The organism is Aquipluma nitroreducens (assembly GCF_009689585.1).
Taxonomy (GTDB): Bacteria; Bacteroidota; Bacteroidia; order Bacteroidales; family Prolixibacteraceae; genus Aquipluma; species Aquipluma nitroreducens.
Window position 1 is genome coordinate 154,324 of sequence record NZ_AP018694.1, and the last position, 19,613, is coordinate 173,936.

General features: G+C 44.8%; 13 protein-coding genes. All 13 read right to left on the reverse strand.

The window, feature by feature from the left end; genetic code table 11:
• Positions 1-13 precede the first annotated feature (13 nt).
• The gene (locus AQPE_RS00645) at positions 14-1,621 is read right to left on the reverse strand and encodes a serine hydrolase domain-containing protein (RefSeq protein WP_318349109.1); all 1,608 of its coding nucleotides are present in this window, start codon (positions 1,619-1,621) and stop codon (positions 14-16) included.
• 96 nt (positions 1,622-1,717) lie between these two features.
• Positions 1,718-2,272 (reverse strand): DUF3237 domain-containing protein, encoded by a 555-nt coding sequence (locus AQPE_RS00650; RefSeq protein WP_318349110.1) that lies wholly within the window; start codon positions 2,270-2,272, stop codon positions 1,718-1,720.
• A 46-nt stretch (positions 2,273-2,318) separates the two neighbouring features.
• Positions 2,319-3,881 carry a carboxylesterase/lipase family protein gene (locus AQPE_RS00655; RefSeq protein WP_318349111.1) on the reverse strand — a complete coding sequence of 521 codons (1,563 nt, stop codon included), beginning with the start codon at positions 3,879-3,881 and terminating at the stop codon, positions 2,319-2,321.
• Between the two features lie 82 nt (positions 3,882-3,963).
• Positions 3,964-5,127, reverse strand: coding sequence for an alpha/beta hydrolase-fold protein (locus AQPE_RS00660; protein ID WP_318349112.1), 1,164 nt, complete (start codon positions 5,125-5,127; stop codon positions 3,964-3,966).
• Positions 5,128-5,138: 11 nt separating this feature from the next.
• Positions 5,139-6,263 (reverse strand): alpha/beta hydrolase-fold protein, encoded by a 1,125-nt coding sequence (locus tag AQPE_RS00665; RefSeq protein ID WP_318349113.1) that lies wholly within the window; start codon positions 6,261-6,263, stop codon positions 5,139-5,141.
• A gap of 11 nt (positions 6,264-6,274) precedes the next feature.
• Entirely contained in the window at positions 6,275-7,444 is a 1,170-nt protein-coding gene (locus AQPE_RS00670) for an alpha/beta hydrolase (RefSeq protein ID WP_318349114.1), read from the reverse strand.
• Between the two features lie 31 nt (positions 7,445-7,475).
• A complete protein-coding gene (locus tag AQPE_RS00675; RefSeq protein ID WP_318349115.1) occupies positions 7,476-8,639 on the reverse strand; it encodes a glycoside hydrolase family 43 protein in 1,164 nt (387 codons plus the stop codon).
• Positions 8,640-8,670: 31 nt separating this feature from the next.
• Positions 8,671-9,522, reverse strand: a complete 852-nt coding sequence (locus AQPE_RS00680) for a sialate O-acetylesterase (RefSeq protein ID WP_318349116.1) — start codon at positions 9,520-9,522, stop codon at positions 8,671-8,673.
• A 289-nt stretch (positions 9,523-9,811) separates the two neighbouring features.
• Positions 9,812-11,194, reverse strand: coding sequence for a glycoside hydrolase family 43 protein (locus tag AQPE_RS00685; protein ID WP_318349117.1), 1,383 nt, complete (start codon positions 11,192-11,194; stop codon positions 9,812-9,814).
• A gap of 15 nt (positions 11,195-11,209) precedes the next feature.
• On the reverse strand, positions 11,210-13,801 hold the full coding sequence (gene xyl3A / locus AQPE_RS00690; RefSeq protein ID WP_318349118.1) for a xylan 1,4-beta-xylosidase: 2,592 nt from the start codon (positions 13,799-13,801) through the stop codon (positions 11,210-11,212).
• Between the two features lie 10 nt (positions 13,802-13,811).
• Positions 13,812-15,536 (reverse strand): family 43 glycosylhydrolase, encoded by a 1,725-nt coding sequence (locus AQPE_RS00695; protein ID WP_318349119.1) that lies wholly within the window; start codon positions 15,534-15,536, stop codon positions 13,812-13,814.
• Between the two features lie 9 nt (positions 15,537-15,545).
• Positions 15,546-17,471: an alpha/beta hydrolase-fold protein gene (locus AQPE_RS00700; protein ID WP_318349120.1), complete on the reverse strand. Its 1,926-nt coding sequence runs from the start codon at positions 17,469-17,471 to the stop codon at positions 15,546-15,548.
• A gap of 291 nt (positions 17,472-17,762) precedes the next feature.
• The gene (locus AQPE_RS00705) at positions 17,763-19,589 is read right to left on the reverse strand and encodes a RagB/SusD family nutrient uptake outer membrane protein (protein WP_318349121.1); all 1,827 of its coding nucleotides are present in this window, start codon (positions 19,587-19,589) and stop codon (positions 17,763-17,765) included.
• Between the last annotated feature and the right edge of the window lie 24 nt (positions 19,590-19,613).

Below are 19,613 nucleotides of genomic sequence, written 5' to 3' on the forward strand. Positions count from 1 at the left end.
TTTATACACTATGCTATAAATTAACCATAGCCCCTCTTAAAACAACAGGTTGCTGATTTCCAGGACCTCTTCCCGAACGGGCCGGAGTTTTTGGTTCGATGGTTACTCGCACCTCATTATTTTGTTCTAAAAACTTACATACAATGGTTTCCGATCCAAGAGTTTCTTCAACAAACCGACCGGTAATCTCCAAGCTTTTTTCATCGGTCCAGGCATATTTGGCAGCCAATTTGATTACGGGTTTCAAAATGGAATAATTGGCGTCAACCGATTTGGAAAAATTAGTGCGAGGAGGAGCCAACAGTGATGCTGATAAAGTGTTTGACACCAACCACTCTTTACCTCCAGCTTTGATGGACGAGACCGCATTATCCCTTTTGATGGCAAAAGTGCAGTCGCCGTTTTTGAAGGAGAAATAGACCGATTGAATTTTATTTTCGTTTTCAGAAAGAATAAATTCCTTTCCTGAAACCGACTTTTCCAAACCAGACGCTACCGATTTCTCAAACCCGGGAGTAATACCTAAAGCCGCTGCCTTTTTAGCCATTTCCGCCTGAAGCGCAGGAGCCGGAGCCAGCGGTTTGTCTGATCTAATGGCGGGAATCAGGTATTTGTGCATCAGGTCGAGTTGTTTTTGCGTGTTGGTATTGTTGGCGGTAAACACCACAATGGCATCTTTATCAGGAATAAGTACCACAAACTGGCCGCCCATTCCGTCGAGCCTCACCGTGTTGTTTTTGCCGCGCCACATTTGGTAGGCATAACCCTGTCCCCAGTCACTTAGAATTCTTTTTTCTTCGGGTTCATCCGAATTTTTAATCTGGAAAGCCGTTGCCTCTTTAATCCACTCTTTCGGAATCAATTGTTTGCCGTTCCAAACTCCGCCATTCGAAAGCAGTTGACCGAATTTAGCAAGGTCTTCAGTACGAAGTCGCAAGCCAATCATTCCCATTGAAATTCCCTGAGGATTCAAATCCCAGTCGATTCCGCGAATTCCAAGTGGTTTAAATATCCGGGGCATGAGGTAATTAAAAACTGTTTCGCCGGTAACCTGCTGAACAATGGCCGAAAGCATAAAAGTGGCCATGTTGTTGTATTTAAAAACGGTGCCCGGTTTGTACTTTGGCGCTGTCGATAAAAATAAAGTCATCCAATCGCCGTTTGCGCTCCAGGCGCTTGGTTCCGGGTCCTGCCCTGCCGACATGGTCAACAAGTCTTTTACCGTCATTCCTTTCATGTATTCGCTGATGGAGTCGGGCAACGAATACGGGAAGAAGCTGATGATTTTATCAGTCACTTTCAGCCTGTTTTCCGAAACAGCTAACCCAACCGCCGTGGCCGTAAATGTTTTACTGGCCGAAAACATGACGTGCTTATAATCAGGGCCGTAGGGTTCCCACCAGCCTTCGGCAATAACTTTTCCATGCCGCAACATCATAAAGCTATGGTTTTCTAGGCCGCTTGTATCCGCAGCATTGATAAAATCAATAATTCCGGCTGATGAAACTCCTTCTAGTTCGGGAGTGCTTCGCGGAAGTTTACTGACTTCCTGCGCCAAAGCAACCGGCTGCAAGCGCATCATGCAAACAGTTACCAGTACGATCAGAAATACTTTTTTCATTTTGATTTAGGTTTTATTAGATATTAGGTTTATGTCTTCAAAAATTGCTTGTTCATTCAAAATCTAAATGGTCGGAGTCACGATAGCTCCACTGATTTATAATAATTTGTAAACTCCGATGATTACATAAGGCTCTTCATTGGGTTTTAGTTGGGGTACTGTAAGCGTTCCCAGAAAAATAGCATGGTTCAGGTAGTTGTATTTGCTGTCAGTTGGAGCTTCCAGATCGATAACCGATTTCACATAAAAACCACCTTCTTCACCCGCTGACGGAGCGTGCATCAACGCCTGATTAATCACCTGGATTACAATACCATCATCGGTTTTTAACAGGTATCGTGCATTCAGCTCAGTATCGCCATCGGGTCGCACCAATTGCCAATCCTCGCCACCGGGCAATACTTCGCCCTTGATTTTTGGTCCGCTAAATGTTCCTCCGGCAATCGGGATAACTCGTCGGACTCCGCGCTTGCTTTCGCCTACGTTGATCATGTTCGCAATTTTCACTTTTGCTTCCCACATCAATTCGGTCTTGAAATCCTTGTATTGCCCCTCCGCTTTTCCGGAATTTGCATTCTGTGCTGAGGCACCAAACGAAGCAAAAGCCATAGCCACCAACAGAACAGCCGATATCCAATATGTAATCTTCATTCTTTACCTCTTATTTTGAAATGAATTCGCATAGCTTACTTCATGTCTATTTGGCCCACGCTTCACCTTCCGGCGAACGTCTCCATTCGAAATATCGATCCAGAACTTTCAACGACTCAGCGCTTGGCACCGATCCTACAAAAGGTTTCTGACTGAAATACATCACCTTTGGATTTGCTTCGCTGAAAGCTGGCCACTCAGGAAAGTCATCACCATTAGGATTGCCATATTTGGCAAAGTTCGTCCAATAGGTTGCCATGGCTTCCGAAATCTCCAGATCAGACTTAGTTGTTTCCGGATTTTTGGTGTCCAGATGCTGAAAAACGTACGAAACATCCTGCGCATGCGGAGAACCGTAGCCATACTTAGGCGATTCTTTCGGATAGTCAGGATGCTGATCGAAATAATAGTAGTACACTTTCGATTTTCCGGTTTTCGATTGCAGATTTGCCCAAGCCCAGGTTTGCCAGCCAAATGCGGCGTCGCGAGCCAAATCGCGTGCCGTTTTCGGAACCGAGTTTTCCGCTGCAGGATAAGCTTTGATCAGCTCCTCGGCAAATTTTCCATATCTGGCTCTAACACCGGCAAAGTATTCTTCCGGAGTTTTTTCCCTTGAAAAACTGGCACCTTCGTCGGAGTTGTAGCCAATCAAAACCGGAACATCGTTGTATTTTCCGGCTTCATATAATTTGTGCTGATCGTCAGGAATCACGTATCCATCGGTGATTGGCCAGCCGCCCGGCATTCCAAAACCGGAAGGAACTTTGTCTGCTTCAATTTTCCGGAGGTCGGCAATCGACGAAACGCCTGCTTTTTGCACATACGTTTTACCGTTTTCTTCGGCTTGTTTCAGTGTTTTCATGTTCTCGCCCGGGAATGTTGTTGGGCGGGTTGGTCCGAACGAACCGCCGCTTTGCGAAATAGCGCCGCTGATTAATCCTTTTGCCAGCGGAGAAGCGCACAACATGCTTACCGAAATGGCTCCGGCCGACTCGCCAAAAATGGTTACTTTCGACGGATCACCACCAAATGCGGCAATGTTCTTTTGTATCCATTTCAGTGCGGCTATCTGGTCGAGTATCCCATAATTTCCTGAAACATGATTGGGACTTTCGGCGCTTAATTCAGGATGAGACAAAAATCCCAACTGGTTGACCCTATAGGCAGTACTTACCAGGATAACGCCCTTTTTCGCCAGCTTTTCGCCGCTAATCCAGGGATCGGAAGTATAACCACCGGCAAATCCGCCGCCATAAATATATACCATGACCGGAATTTTGTCGCTGGCTGATTTTGCCGGTGTCCAGATGTTCAGGTATAGGCAGTCTTCGCTTTTTCCTGAAGGAGGGTTGCCTCCCTGCATCGGGGCCGGAGCAAATTTGGTTGCCTGCCGCACACCTTCCCATTTTGCTGCAGGTTGCGGAGCTTTCCAGCGCAATTCGCCAACTGGCGGTGCTGCAAACGGAATTCCTTTGTAAACGGTTAACCCGTCTTCAAGGGTTCCCTGCACTAATCCTTCCTGAACTTTTACAGGTGAAGGCTGCTGCGCAAAACTTTGCACAGCAACAAACACCATTAACATTAAAACTAAACCAACTATTTTTTTCATGTTTTTATCTTTTGAAGCCCCCTCAAAACCTCCCCCGAAAGGGGAGGTTTAAAAAGGCACATTAAAAACTTCTATGTTGATACTATTTAAATAACCGTTGTGCAAACTCGTTAAGATCTCTGCGCCAGGTTAGCCATTCGTGGGCCGTTTCAGGTGATTCGTAATACACGTATTTGATCCCTTGTTTTTCAAGCATTTTTCTGAAAGCTCCTACCGAACCCGGAAATGGTTTGGGCTCTTTGGTTCCCAATCCAAGCCAGAAAATTTTTAGCTGTTTATTGAGGGCCGCTCCATCTTTAAATTTCCCGTCGAGAAATGTTGCCGGATCAATTTCGTCGGAACTTGGGTAATTGGAAGTACCGCTAAAACCACCATACGAGGCGAATTTGCCGAGGTTGTTCATGATGATGCGCATGGTTTGATTGGCTCCCATCGACAATCCGGCAATGGCGCGGTGTTCGCGGTCAGCAATTGTTCTGAATTTGGCATCGATCATTGGGATGATTTCCTGAATCATCACTTCCTCAAAAGCAGAGGCCAGACGTCCATTGGTTTCTCCACTTTGCGGTTTATAGGCGTAGCCGTTGTCCATCACAATAATCATCTGGACAGCTTTCCCTGCAGCAATCAGGTTGTCCAGTATCAGGTTTGCTTTTCCCTGCGATGCCCATCCTGTTTCATCTTCAAAACTTCCGTGCTGAAGATAAAGCACCGGGTAGCGGGTTTTAGCATCTTTTTCATAGCCTGCGGGGGTATAAACAAAACACCTACGGAATGAATTGGTGATTTTAGAGAAATAGGTATTCTCGCTCACCAGCCCATGAGGAACATCCTTCAAGGCATAAAATTCCTGATCAGTGGCCGGAATTTCGATACCGCTTCCCCAACGGCCAGCTCCGTAGAAATATTTCGTTCCCTGATCGGGTACCGAAGCACCATCGACATTCAACTGGTAATAGTGAAAACCTTCGTCCTGCGGAGCCGATTCGCCAGTCCAGACGCCTTTATCATCCTTCACCATGTCGTATTTTACGCCGCCAATATCCAGCTGAACTTTCAGGGCTTCAGGAGCAGAAATACTCACACGAACCCGCCGCTCAGAGTTAACCTGCGGAAATTGCTTGCCCTGCTGGTTTACCGAAGAAGGTTTGAAGTCTTCAACTGCTTTTGTTTGATTTGGCTGAGCAAGGCATATTCCTTGCGAAAGCAAGGCTAATAGTGAAATCAGTAAAATTCTTTTCTTCATTTGATTTTCGATTAATCTTTAAACAGAAGCGGAGCCAATTCTTTCAGGCTACGACGCCAGGTCAAAAATTCATGAGCTGTATTCTCTGACACATACGAAACCGCATTAAAACCGGCAGCTTTCATATCTTCAATCGATTTCTTCACGCCATCCGGATTTTCGCGGCTTCCACAGCTTGTAAAAATCAGTTTCACTTTCGATTTGTCTTTAATTTCTTCGGGTTTATAAATTCCACCGCTCAAAAGCGCATAATGCGAGAACACTTCTGGTTTGTTCAGTGTAATGGTGTGAGTTTCCATGCCGCCCATTGAAAGGCCGGCCATAGCACGGTGCGGCTGATCGGCTATTGTATTGAAATGAGCATCGACATAAGGAATCAATTCGTCACACAGAACTGTCTGGAATGGAGTGATATCGAAACTTCTGATTCCGCCCCACTTAATTTCGTTGGTCATTCCGTAGGTCATCACGATGATGAATGGCTTGATTTTTCCTTCAGCAATCAGGTTGTCCATAATCAGGTTAGCATGTCCCTGGTTGCTCCATGCTGTTTCGTCTTCGCCCCAGCCGTGTTGCAGGTAGAGCACCGGATAACGTTTGCTTTTGTCGGCACCATAGCCCGGAGGTGTGTAAACAAAAGCCCTGCGCGAAGTTTTGGTGCTTGGCGACGGAAATAAAATTTGCTGCACATTGCCATGAGGAACGTCCTTCAACGCATAGAAATCCTGATCGTGTGCCGGTATTTCGATTCCGCTTTCCCAACGAACAGAGCCATAGTAATTACAAGCTCCCGGATCGTTAAAAACACCGCCATCGATGGTTACGTGGTAATAATGAAAGCCTTCGTCCATTGGACCAGCGGTAGTACCTGTCCAAAAACCATCGTCACCTTTGGTGAGCGGAGTACCGCCTTTGGCACCGCCCAATCCCAAGCTTACCACGACACTTTGTGCCTGTGGCGCTTCTATTTTAAAACGGGCATAACCTTGAGAGTTTACCTGTGGATACTCTTTACCCGGTTGATTCAGGGTTGAAGGTTTGAAATCATCGGTAATCGTTGGCTGGCTTGTTTGTGCGAAGCACTGCAAACCTAAAATGCTCAAAAATAAGAACAGAATTATTGAATATTTTTTCATCTTTTAATTTTTTATTTGGTGAATAAAAGTGGTGCAAATTCATGCAGGCCGCGTCTCCAGCTTTGCCATTCGTGAGCTGTTTGTGGAGAAACATAGAAATGCGTATTCAAGCCTGCTTCTTTTAATTTGTCCTGATTTTCTTTTGGATTTCCGCCAAAACCAGCTCTTGTATTTTCCAACTCGCGGCTCCCGTAGCTAACAAAAACCATCTTGTTTTTTTCTTTAAATGCGGGTGAATTTGCCAAATCTTCCATAGTGATGCTGCCACCACTGAAAATGCCGACGTGCGAGAATACTTCAGGATGAGCGAGGGTAATCACGCGGGTTTGCATGCCGCCCATCGAAAGTCCGGCCATGGCGCGGTGTTCCTGATCGGCAATCGTACGGTAGTTGGCGTCGATCAGCGGAATAATGTCTTCGAGCAAGGTTTTCATAAAACCATCGGCCCATCCTTTGGGTGGCCAGGTTCCGGCGCTGCGATCAGCAGGGCGTGGGCCTGTCATAGCCCAGGTGCCGTTGTCCATCACAATAATAAAGGACTTAACTTTTCCTTCAGCAATCAGGTTATCCATGATCAGGTTGGCATGCCCCTGACTCGCCCAGCCGGTTTCGTTTTCGCCACCGCCATGTTGCAGGTATAAAACCGGATAGCGTTTGTTGGTATCCTTGTCGTAACCAGGAGGCGTGTAGATGAAACAACGACGCATGTCATTGTTGGTCTTCGAAAAATAAGGTAACTCGATGACCTGTCCGTGCGGAACATTTTTTACCGCGTAGAAATCCTGATCTTTCGCCGGAATTTCGATACCGCTTCCCCAACGGCTGGCTCCGTAAAAATACAGACTGCCGGGATCAGGAACAGCTGCTCCGTCAACCCAAAGCTGGTAATAGTGAAAACCTTCGTCCTGAGGAGCTGATTCTCCCGTCCAGACGCCTTTTTCATCTTTAACGAGGTCGTATTTCACGGCACTGATGTCGAGCTGAACTTTGTGTGCTTCTGGAGCTGAAATCTGAACCCGAACGCGGCCTTCAGAATTTACCTGAGGAAATTCTTTCCCCGGCTGATTAACCGACGAAGGTTTAAAATCTTCAACAACTTTTGCCGGAGACTGTGCCAAACAGTACCCTCCGCTCATCGCCAGCACCAACAGGAAGGCAGCAATATTTTTTCCAATTTTCATAATTCGAGATTTATTTAGGTTAATGTTTTAGTTAAGGATTAAATCTTTTTCCCAATACCAGTTTATCACCCGAATCGTCAACTTCCCAAAGCTGTGGTTTGCGTGGGCCATCGCCTTCGGCATGATGAATGCTCAGCAAAAGTTTTCCGTCGAATGTCCTGAACAGCATTCCGTGACCAGTGTTATCGTCCATAAATGGTTTTTCTTCCTGAATCCAGGGACCGTCGATGGTGCCCGACTGCGAGTAAGCTACACATTCTAGGTAACGTTTGGCACCCCAGGAAGCCCACAACATACCCAGTTTCCCGGTTTTGGTGCGGAACAACTGTGGGCCATCGGTTACCCAGCCCGGAATTTTAAGGCCATAGGTCATTTCGCCATTGCCAACCATTTCGAGTGGGCAGGGTGATTCAGTAGCGCGGAAAAGCATCATTGGTTCACTGATCGTTTTGCTTAGGTCCGGAGAAAGTTTCACGTACTCAATAGTACCATCGAATGTCTGCATCCATTCATTGACAAAAACCATATAAGACTGACCATTTTCAACATAAATCGTCCCGTCAATAATATCCAGGTGATGAGGCAGATAATCGTAATTCGGATCAGGATTCTTTAGTTTAAAAGGACCTTCAGCTTTATCCGATTCCAAAATCATGGTTTGATGACGGTAAACATTGTACCGGCGTGGAACCACATCGACCAACTCTTTCCGGTCGCCAAATGAAGCTGCGTAATAATATTTGCCATTCACTTTGTGGATTTCGGCAGCAGCAACAAAGTTGATTCCTTCCATCCAGGTTCCGCGGGTATCGTAGGCGCCATAAGGTCCGGTCCAGTTTTTCAGGTCGGTACTTTTGTAAATACAGCCTCCGCTACTAGTCAGGTAATAGGTCTTAGTGGCATCGTCAGCCAAAATATACGGGTCGCTCATGCTCAGCTCATCCAATGTAGTTGTTGTAATCGCGCGTTGTTCGGTTACACTTGCGCTTACCCTTGGAATCATCGGCGGCGGTGTAGTTGCTCCGGGTTTAGCGGGTTGCGGCATCCCAAATCCTTTCGATCCGGGAGGTGCCGGAATGGTCACCGTGGGAACAAGTTGCTTTTTTGCCTCAGTTTGAGCATTCGCATTGAATTCCAGCATTGACCCAGCCGCAATTAAAGTAACGATTGCTGAAAATCGAATATTTATTTTCATAATGATTTAGACTATATTAAGTTGAATGAGTTTATTCTGTAGCAGAGATTTTATAACCCAAAAGCAAAAGCATCTTCTCTGCATATCGTTTCCCCAGTTCGCGGTAACCGGCAGTGCTGAAATGCAGATTGTCAGGGCCATCAACACAACCTGCTGAAGAAATGACATACGAATTAGGCAGTGTTTGTGGAAGTGTGGCTATGATGGCATTCATACTGGCACAAACGCCTTGCTGATCAGCATTCACGGTTTCGCCAGCAAGTAGCGGCACATTTTTAGGTTCGAGATTTAAGTCTTTCATCAGGTTATCGTAAACGCCTTTCACTTTTCGAGTCCAAAGACTGTCGTTTGGATTCGATTCACCCTGATGCAGCAAAATGCCTTTGATAACACCATCCTTCTGAGCCAGTTTAGCCATTTCAACCAGGCGTCCGTATGGATTTCCATCGTATTCCTTGATCATGCCTTTCATCCAAACGGGCGCAGTTTCAGCATACGAAGCGTAATTGTCTTTATCGAAAAGCTCAATCTTGCAGCCACCGATAGCTACTACAATCACCCCCACTTTCACTTTATCCGGAAGATTGGCAACCATTGTTCTACCGAAATAATCGGTCGGACCCAAATTGGTTTTGCAGCGACACAGCGGCGGTATTGCCGGATACCAGTTGCCCATTTTCCGGCCAAGGTTGTCGCAGTTAACGGCCTCCATGACCTGAAAGCGCGGATTAACAGTTGAATCCTGAAGCTCGGCACGAGCTGCACCTTCCATGTTCGACTGACCGATACAGAGATAAATATGAAAATTGAGATCCTGAGAGAAAGCGTTTATGCTCGCAGCAAGAATTCCAACCAATGCGATTATTCCAAGTTTAAATTTCATTGTTATCTATTTTTGGAAGCCCCCTCCAGAGGTTGTATCAAAAGTCAAAATTTCACAAATTCAACTTTCAAATTGTAAGTTCACCTTCATTTCACCCCTCCCTGTCTGCGGCTGGCAGGCAAACCTCCCCTGAAGGGGAGTTCTGGCTTCGGCGTGAGCTCAGTCGAACAGGGATTTAGGGGTTTTAACAGTGTCGGTACTTTCAAATTGTAAGTTTTTGAAAAAACATAATCACTTTTGATACAGCCTCTTTAAAAGCCTTGTTTTAAATTTTTCTTCCTTTTCAGGATTATTTTTCACTAAACTGCCACCAGTCGAAGTTGAATAATTTGCCCTCGCCTCCGGTGAATTTCAGATACAAATCCTGAACACCGGTGACCTTATTGACCTTGCAACTGATGGTTTTCCACGTTTGTGCATCGCCTGTTGAAGTAACCTGACAGGTTCCGATTAACGTTCCTGAAGGATCGCCAACACGAAGTTCGATTTGGCCTTTACCAGCGGTACCGGCAATACTGGCGATAAATTTCTGTGCCCCTTTCTTGCCAAAATCAACTCCTCTGACTTTGATCCAGTCGCCGTTTTCGATGTTGCAAACATCCATTCCTCCGGCTTTACCCCCGAGTCCTCGGGGTTCAGTATAAATCCCCGATTGGGCACTCATGGTTTCAGCTTCCACGCGTTCAAACGGATTCAGGAAAGCCAATTGAGCCACGCCATCAACGGTATTTTTCATGGTGTCGATGGTGCCATCAGTATTGTGTTTAAATTGGTCGATACACAAATTGCGTTTGTACACCGGTGGAATATTGGCCTGCTTAGCAACCACACGGTTATGGTACGCCTGATACCACTCGCCATTCAGTTTAAAAATTGCCTGGTGGTTGTTGTTATCGTTAAGTGGTGGTTGTTTTGAAACAGCTCCTCCGTAGGTAAATCCCGAGGTCGGGCTGGTACTTTTCATGTAATCGATGCGCATTTGGGCACGCGGATTAGCCGAATAAGAGAAATAGTAGATGCCATTGTTTTTGTGCATCCACGACGCCTCGAAAAAGTTTTGTGCTTTCAAGTGAATGGCCGGACCATCAACGCTGATCATGTCGCGGTTCAGTTTGATCACCCGAACATTGTCGTCGCCATTTCCACCGAAATACATGTAGGCTTGGCCATCATCGTCGATGAAAGTCATTGGGTCGAAAAGCCACATGTGTTCGGCAGGCATAACGCCCGGAGTGCTGGTTTCAATCAGTGGTTTTCCAAGTGGATCGACAAACGGTCCCAGTGGATTATCGGCAACAGCAACGCCAATTCCGTTTCCGCTGTTGCCAAAATAAAGGAAAAACTTCCTGTCGCGCTCAACAGGCGAAGGAGCCCAGCTAAAAGATGCCCAGGAGCAATTCTTCGGAACCGAAAACACAATACCGTGATCGGTCCAATTCTTTAAATCGCTGCTCGACACGCAAACAATCGACTTCATTTGATAACCCGACTTTTCGTCGCCTGGATTTTCATCGTCATTGGAACAATAGAGGTAAACCCTTCCCTTATAAACCAATGAACCGGGGTCGGCCAAATGACGGTGCGAAACAATTGGATAGTCGGCTTTAGTCCATTGACTAAAGCCCATGCATGCAATAAAAAGTAAAATTGAAATCTGTTTTTTGATGTTCATGGCTTAAACATTTTTTTATAATAGTTTGATTTTAAGTGATTTTAAATCTTTCGCATCCGAACTGGTTCCGTAAAGTACTTCGTATTCGCCCGGGGTTACGGCCATTTTGTGCTGACTGCGATCGTAGAATTCGAATGAAGATGGCGCCAGTTCAATGGTAACCGGAGTGGTTTTACCCGCTTTTACATCCACACGTTTAAAGCCGCGCAGGGTTTTGCTTGGGCCATCCGTATCGTTCACTTTTTTGACATAAACCTGAAGAATTTCGGTTCCGTCGCGCTTACCGGTATTCGAAACCGGGATGGTCAGTTCAACGGTTTCGTTATTCCTGATTTCAGTTTTGCAAGGCTGTGCATCGCCAATCGCAAAAGTTGTATAGCTCAGCCCATAGCCGAATGGGAAAAGTGCATCGTTCATAAACCGGTACGTGCGGCCTTTCATTGAGTAGTCTTCAAAATCTTTCAGTTGATCGGAACTTTTGTAGAAAGTGATGGGTAATTTTCCTGAAGGATTATAATCGCCGAAAAGCACATCGGCAACCGCCAGACCGCCCGATTCGCCAGGATACCAGGCTTGCAGAATGGCGTCGCAGGTTTCGGTTTCAGGAGTAAAAGCAATGGCCGAGCCGGAACAATTCACAAAAATCACCTTCTTGCCTGCCTGTTTCAAAGCTTTCAGGCAGTTACGCTGAACAGCAGGCAATTCAATATCGGTGCGGTCGCCACCCTTGAATCCGGGATAATTAACCGGCATTTCTTCACCTTCAAGCACAGTGGAAAGCCCGCCAACAAACACTACCACATCGGTGCCTTTCAGCTTGCTTAGCAGATCGGTGTAGTCCACATTCACTTCCTTACCAAAATTGAATTCGATATTGGCTTCCCAGTTGTTCAACTGAGCAAAACGCATTTCGAATTTGTATTTTTTACCCGACTCAACTTTGTAAGGAATCCGCGAAATCAGGGTTCTCCAGTTGTTAAACTTCCGCACCGATTCGCCATTCACGAACAGTTCAAAATAACCGGTAGCTCCGCATTTGAACACAATTTCTTCTGTTGTTGGCGCTTCGAATTCGGTTTCGTATTTGGCCGAAAAGCCTTCAAGCTTTACTCCTGAAGCAAATTCGTGCTGGCCGGCTGTAGTTAATTTGATCGGGTCGATAATTTGCGTTGTGGCAACCACATTTCCGGTAAAATCGGGAGTGTTCCAGTAAGTCGCTTTGAATCCTTTTTTACCATCCACCGCGCAATTCGCGAAATAGCTTTGGGTAACTTTGTCCTCTACCAAGTCGCAACCTTTGTCGTAGATTACATTTTTGGCCGAAAGCTTGGAAGTTATGCCATCGAGAATGGTGATGGTGCTAAACGGCGTTCCGTTGTAATTTCCCCAAAGCATGGGTTTATCGTTGGCATTGGGCCCAACAACTGCTATTTTTCCTGATTTTTTCAGGGGCAAAACATTGTTTTTATTCTGAAGCAAAGTCATCGATTCGCGTGCCATATCCAGCGCCAGTTTCCGGTGTTCCTCGTTATTTACCACTGATATCGGAATTTGAGCATAGGGAACAATAGCATCGTCGTCCATTTCACCCAATTCGAAGCGACCTTCCAGCACGCGCAACACATGGCGGTCGATTTCAGCTTCGGTAATCAAGCCTTTTTCAACCGCTTCGGGTAATTTCTTGTAATTGTGGTTAATCCACTGGCATTCCACATCGGTTCCGGCCCAAACGCCCTTCGAAGCCGCATGAACCGCATCCGACGAAACTTTGTGGCTGGTATAAAAATCGCCTATTGCGCCGCAATCAGAAACGACCAGATATTTGAAGTCCCACTCGTCGCGAAGAATCCGCTGCAAAAGCTGCGAGTTGCCACAACAAGGTTCATCGTCCAAGCGCTGGTAGGCGCACATCACTTCACGAACATCGGCATCCTGAACCAGCGATTTAAAAGCCGGAAGATACGTTTCATTCAAATCGCGCGGATCGACATTGTTCAGATTAAGCTGGTGGCGGCTCCATTCCGGTCCCGAATGCACCGCGTAATGTTTGGCACAGGCCAGCAATTTCCGGTATTTCGCATCGGCCGGGCCTTGCAGACCTTTCACCACCTGAACACCCATGCGCGAAGTCAGGTACGGATCTTCGCCGTAGGTTTCCTGTCCCCTGCCCCAGCGCGGATCGCGAAAAATGTTGACATTGGGCGTCCAAACTGAAAGACTCAAAAAGCGCTTGTTTTCCTGACCTTTCTGGCACGCTTCATTATATTTGGCACGAGTTTCGTCGGATACCGCATCGAAAATCTGATAAAGCAGCGCATCGTCGAACGAGGCAGCCATACCAACCGGTTCAGGAAAAACGGTAACATTTCCGTTGTTGGCCAAACCGTGCAAGGCTTCGCTCCACCAGTTAAATTTCTTAATGCCAAGCCGCGGAATAGCGTCTGAGATGTCGCACATCAGAATGGCTTTTTCTTCCAGGGTCAGGTGCGATATTAAATCTTTTGCCCGCTCTTCGGAACTCAATTTGGGGTTTTGATAAGGATATTGCTGCGACCAAAGGTTGAATGAAAACAGCAGACATGCTGCCAATAGTATTCTTTTTTTCATTGTTAATTGGTTAGTTTAATTCAATAATGTTTGTGCCTTTGGTAATGCCATTTTCATTGAAAGCATCAATTGTGAAATAATACTTCTGTTGGGCATTTAAGCTTCGGATGGTTACTTGTTCGGTTCCGAGCACCTGGTAATTCTGGTACAATTTGTCTTTGCTGATTCCATAACGGATGTTATAACCCACAGCACCTGAAATTTTTGGCCAGTTTAAATCCACTACACAGCGGTCGGTTGCCGAACGTTTCAGACTTAAACTTTTCACTTCGGAAGGAGCTTTTTCGCCGCCATTTCCGAAAACACGCAGACCAGCAATGGCGAATGTTCCTGAAGGCACCTTATAATTGGTAAGTTTGACGTAGCGTGCTTTTATGGGTTTTGCCAATTCAATGTAATCGTGCGGAACATCGGCTTTGTTTTGCGTTTTGTCGGCCAGTGTTTTCCAGGTTTTGCCATCAGTTGAATATTCGAGCAGATACTGATAGTAAATATCCGGTTGACGTCCAAAAACCTTTGTTTCATTTTCGGCATAGTTAATCTGAACGGCGTTTACAGTGCATTCCTTCTGCAAATCCATGCTTATCCATTCGCCATTGTCGCCTATTTTTGCACTCCAGAACGTACGAATATCTTCATTGGCCGCAAATTTCTTTGGATGATCAGTCAGTTCTGAAGAAACTTCGACAGGTTTGTTATACGAGAGCAACATCCAATCGGGGAAGAGTTCTTCCGGACTATTTATCTTTTTGGTTGGCATTTTAAACGGGAAATCGCCAAAACCAGTATGGGCATACATTACACCATCTTTGTCGAAAAAGGTTGGAAATAAACCCAAGCGACGCTCGAACATGTGTTTTTGCGAGATGGTCATTGTAGCTATGTGCCAGTAATTGCCGTATTTATCCTGAAAAGTACTGCTGTGGCCTGCGCCGCCAATAAAACCTTCGGGTTTATAGGAGAATGGATTGTGGGCTGCCAGTTTAAACGGACCAAGCGGCTTGTCAGCAACATAAACGCCATCGCCATAGCTTTTAAACTCGGTGCCAGGTCCGGCATATTGCAGGTAGTATTTTCCGTTGTGTTTGGTCACCCAGGCACCTTCAATCCACGGATCTTTGCCCACTTCATTGTAATCGCCCGAGCGCTCCCATCCGTAATTTTTTTTATCGCTATTAATCACAGCAACAGGTTTACCAATCGGATTCAGCGTTTTGTTATCCAGTTCAACAACCTGAATTGGATTAACATTGGAACAACCGTAATAGAAGTACAAGCGTCCGTCGTCATCGACAAACAAATCGGGATCGGTCATGCCAATCGGGAAAGCAGCATTTACTACTTGCCATTTCCCTGATTTGGGATCGGCAGTTTTATAGATTGTAAGTGGCGGATCGTTCTTCGAAGCCATGAAATACAGTTCACCATTCATTTCAACTGCGGTTGGCGCATAGTCTTCTATTGGCAAATCGTTGGTTGCAATCAAATCCCAATTGATCAAATCGGTCGAATGAAAATACCCTCCGGATTTGGAGGCAAAAAGGTAATATTCACCCTTAAACGTAACCATGGTTGGGTCGGCAGCCTCTCGGCGAGACGGAGCATCGAGACAAAACCGGTAACTCAGATTTATAGGATTGCAAATGGTGGTTTGATCCTGCTTGTTTTGTGAATTTGCAACAAGTGTGCAGGTAAAAAGGACAAAAAATAGAAGTGTTTTGGTTAATTGTAGCATTGCTATGGTTTATTTGAATATCTGTTGTGCAAAATTGTAGAGGTTATTTCTCCAAACTGGCCACGAGTGACCACCTGGATATTCTGAATAGGTATAATTTATCTTCATCTCATCAAACTTCAAAAGCATAGTTTGACAATTCTTCCAGGCAATATCTTCTTTACCGCCCTGTGAAATCCAGAACTGCTTTAGATTGCCGTTTATTTTATCAGCATTGGTTTTCATGAATACATACTGAGAATCAGCAATATCTTTTTGCATGGGTTGGATCCATCCGGAACTAAATACTCCTAAATACGAAAACAGGTCGGTGTTTTTAACACCTGCATAAAGTGTTTGAATTCCGCCCATCGATAAACCCGCGAGTGCACGATCTTTAGCCTCAGTTTTCGCGCGGTAATTTTTTTCGACAAAAGGAATAACACACTGTTTTAATTCTTTTTCGAAGACTTTCAAGGTTTCTTCTCCAAAACCATTTAAAGGAATATTTCCATCGACCATCACCACGATCATTGGCACTGCTTTCTTTTCAGAAATTAAATTGTCGAGAATCAAATCGGTTTTCCCTTGAGTGGCCCAACCTCGCTGATCTTCGCCACCACCATGCAAAATATAAAGCACCGGGTATTTTTCGGTTGGATTCTGATCATATCCCGGAGGCGTGTACATGTAAAAATTGCGCCAGCTGTTAGTCACATTCGAATAGTAGTTTTTAATGCGTATATCGCCATGAGGAACGTTCCTGACTTCGTAGTAAGCATCGCCCCTGAATGGCACTTCGATGCCGCTTGCCATTCGACCCATTCCATAAAACGATTCGCTGGAAGGATCGGCAACAGCAACTCCGTCAATAATCAATGAATAATAGTGAAAACCCTCACTCAACGAATCAGTAGTCGTTTCCCACATGCCTTCAGCATTTTTCACCATGTCGTATTTTTTGCCCTGATCGAGTTGCACTTTTTGTGCTTCAGGAGCTTTTATGCGAAATGTAGCTTGTCCATTGGGTAAAATCTGTGGATATCGTGCTGAACGGATGTTTGTTTCTGCTGGTCTTCCGGTACTACTTATTTTGTCGAAAGAAGCAATATCAACCGGTTTAAAGATCAACTGAGAAAACATGTATAAACTGTTCTTCCAGACTTTAAAGTCGTGGTAGCCATGATCGACATAGTAAATATGGGGAACATTATTCGCCTTCAGGTAGTCGTGCGTGCGCCGACTGAACGGAATCAAGCCATCTTTATCGCCACACGAAATCCAGAGCAGTTTCAGTAGTTCTTTTGCTTTTACAGGATCAGGAACCAGTTCTTCGGGTTTCTTCGTGTTTGGTGCCGACGAGAATCCACCCACCCAGGCAAACTTATCCAGATTGCCCAAGCCGAAATTCAGCGACTGCCCCCCTCCCATCGACAAACCGGCAATGGCACGATGTTCACGGTCTTTAAATACCGGATAACTCTTTTCGATAAAGGGAATAAGATCTTTAATTAAATCCTGTTCGAAAGTAGCAAATGCCTGTACCTTATCGGGAGCCATTATGTTTCCAGTCGCCCGGTCGTCTTTCATTGCACGGCCGTTGGGGAAAACCACGATCATGGGTTCCAGCTTATTTTCGGCATAAAGGTTATCCAAAATCACTTCAGGATGGCCATTTTTAAACCACTCCTTTTCGTCGCCGCCTATGCCATGCAACAAGTATAAAACCGGGTATTTTTTGTCTTTTGAATAGCCGGGAGGAGTATAAACGAGAGCTTTCCGGGTAGAACCTACAGTCTTGGAATTGTAGGTGATTGTGTCAATTTTCCCATGCGCAATTCCATCCTGAATAATATCGAAGCCTAATGGTGCAGACGTTGTTGTATTTTGAGAATGGCTATTCGTTGCAAAAACACATAAACAAACAACAAATAGTAGGAACTTATGCTTATTCATTTCTATTGATTTAGGTTAGGTTAAAAATAGCCTTTTACTAAGTTTAGCTTTTCTGATTTCAGTTATTCTGTTTATAATTCCAGATATTTCAAAGCTTTTAAGATTCAAATTTGAATTCAACAATAATTTTCACACCTGAAGTTTTCCAATCGTAAAGAAAAAGCGCCACTGTTTTAGGGTGGCGCCTTTTTACTAATTTATAAACAAATCAAACATAAAAGTTAAGTGTATTTCGAAATTAAAACAAATAAACCCGAAAGTTCAACTTCGAATTAACTCATTTTCTGACCATTATTTGTAAGCGTCGTTTTGATCGCACAATTTGTTTTTCAACAACTCATCCGTTGGAATTGGCATATCCATCCTTGCAGGAACGTAATCGAAATTACGATAGGTGTTCCATGTATCTTGCTGAAGATTAGGATCGGAAGAACTTTTTCCTTTTGGATAATTAATGTTAATGTGATCTGCCATAAATCCGGAACGAATCAAATCCGGTGCAAGACACCATTCTGCATTGAATTCCTTACGTCTTTCCTGACCCAGAGCGACCAGCCATACTGGAGAAGCAAACCCCTTCGAAGATTTTAAAGAGGTATAATAAGTCTTCGCATCGGGAACAGTTACAGCGGCTGTATTGAATGGAAGTGGATAGGTAGTAGGCTTTACGATATCTGTTGCGCCGTTACCAATAAAGAATTGAGCCATGTTCTGATAATAAGGAAGGTAGGTTGCAGTTAAAGCAGCTTCTTTACCAACTTCTGTATTACCCCAAGCACGTTCACGAATTTGATTAATGTATCCCCATGCTGTTGCATCATTTTCACCATTCAAATGGAAAAGACATTCTGCGTAATCTAATAAAACATTTGCATAGCGTTTAAAGTAAATTTGTTGCGGACCCCATGGTGCCTGATAGTTTGAACGGGTTGTTCTCCAATACTTCAAAGTCCAGACAGAAGGAGCAGCTTCACCACCCATTAAAAAATGATAATGTGTATTTAATCCATCGCCAACAGTAAGACTCTGTTGTAAATATGGATTGTAACCATAGTTGGTGGCAGATTTCCATGCAGGATCAATATTTGTAACAGCACCGGTTACAGCCGAAGCTTCACGACGTTTATCGCCAGGTTCATAACAATTCCACCATTCCCAGGAGAGGTACAAGGTTCCCCATCCACCGATTGACGGAGGCGCTACAAAATGGATCATCCAATTGTGTGCTTGAGATAGATTAGACCATTGGTTCCATTGTGAACCTTCGTCAAGAACTTCTTCCCAAATACATTCTTTTGTCCAAACAGCTCCCGGATCGAATAAGGTGGTGAAAGAAGGATTTAATTCGTATTTACCGCTCTCGATTACTTGTTTTAAAGCTGCTGCCGCCAAAGTATAGTTGGCATTTGCTTGATCAGGAACACGAAATGCTTTCCACATGTATGCTTCACCAAGGTATGAAAGGGCAAAACCTTTAGTACAACGTCCATATTGACCTGACAATGGATCCCACTCAAGTTCATCTGCTGCTGCTTTTAAATCAGCAATAATAAAATCCCACATTTCAGTGAAATCTTTTGCACGCGCTTTTTCAGGAGTATTAATATAAGTTTCGCCTGTTGCCAGCATAGGAACACGACCGAAAGCTTTTGCAAGCCACATGTAGTAGAAAGCACGGATACATCTGGCCTGGCCATCAAGAGATGCTTTTACACTAGCAGTAACTTTATCTGCCTTTTCCAGACCGGCAAGAAAATCGTTGCAACGAGAGATTGCTGTATAGGCCTGTTTCCAACCGCCTAACAGTTCAGGGCTACCTGGAGTCCAGTTTTGAGAGTTCCAATCTTTATCCCATCCTGTTGCCTGAGTATCCATGGTAGGGTGTCCACCAATAAACAAGTTTGGTTTGATACCCCAGTCTCCATCGATATCAGTCGGAAGCATCATGGTGTAACAGCCAACAAGACCAGCCTTAGCATCTTCATCCGACTTAAACATTTGATCGGCAGCCAAAATGGAATAGTGATCCACTTTCAAATAATCGTTATTGCAGGAATTTATTCCTAACAGCAATAACACACCAGCAAGAATATATACTGTTTTTGTTATTTTTTTCATAATATTAATCTATTAAGTGTAACA

Coding starts and splice junctions, on each gene's coding strand:
- AQPE_RS00695 (WP_318349119.1), bottom strand. CDS start 15,536: ATGCTACAATTAACCAAAACACTTCTATTTTTTGTCCTTTTTACCTGC.
- AQPE_RS00645 (WP_318349109.1), bottom strand. CDS start 1,621: ATGAAAAAAGTATTTCTGATCGTACTGGTAACTGTTTGCATGATGCGC.
- AQPE_RS00685 (WP_318349117.1), bottom strand. CDS start 11,194: ATGAACATCAAAAAACAGATTTCAATTTTACTTTTTATTGCATGCATG.
- AQPE_RS00660 (WP_318349112.1), bottom strand. CDS start 5,127: ATGAAGAAAAGAATTTTACTGATTTCACTATTAGCCTTGCTTTCGCAA.
- xyl3A (WP_318349118.1), bottom strand. CDS start 13,801: ATGAAAAAAAGAATACTATTGGCAGCATGTCTGCTGTTTTCATTCAAC.
- AQPE_RS00675 (WP_318349115.1), bottom strand. CDS start 8,639: ATGAAAATAAATATTCGATTTTCAGCAATCGTTACTTTAATTGCGGCT.
- AQPE_RS00700 (WP_318349120.1), bottom strand. CDS start 17,471: ATGAATAAGCATAAGTTCCTACTATTTGTTGTTTGTTTATGTGTTTTT.
- AQPE_RS00650 (WP_318349110.1), bottom strand. CDS start 2,272: ATGAAGATTACATATTGGATATCGGCTGTTCTGTTGGTGGCTATGGCT.
- AQPE_RS00670 (WP_318349114.1), bottom strand. CDS start 7,444: ATGAAAATTGGAAAAAATATTGCTGCCTTCCTGTTGGTGCTGGCGATG.
- AQPE_RS00680 (WP_318349116.1), bottom strand. CDS start 9,522: ATGAAATTTAAACTTGGAATAATCGCATTGGTTGGAATTCTTGCTGCG.
- AQPE_RS00655 (WP_318349111.1), bottom strand. CDS start 3,881: ATGAAAAAAATAGTTGGTTTAGTTTTAATGTTAATGGTGTTTGTTGCT.
- AQPE_RS00665 (WP_318349113.1), bottom strand. CDS start 6,263: ATGAAAAAATATTCAATAATTCTGTTCTTATTTTTGAGCATTTTAGGT.
- AQPE_RS00705 (WP_318349121.1), bottom strand. CDS start 19,589: ATGAAAAAAATAACAAAAACAGTATATATTCTTGCTGGTGTGTTATTG.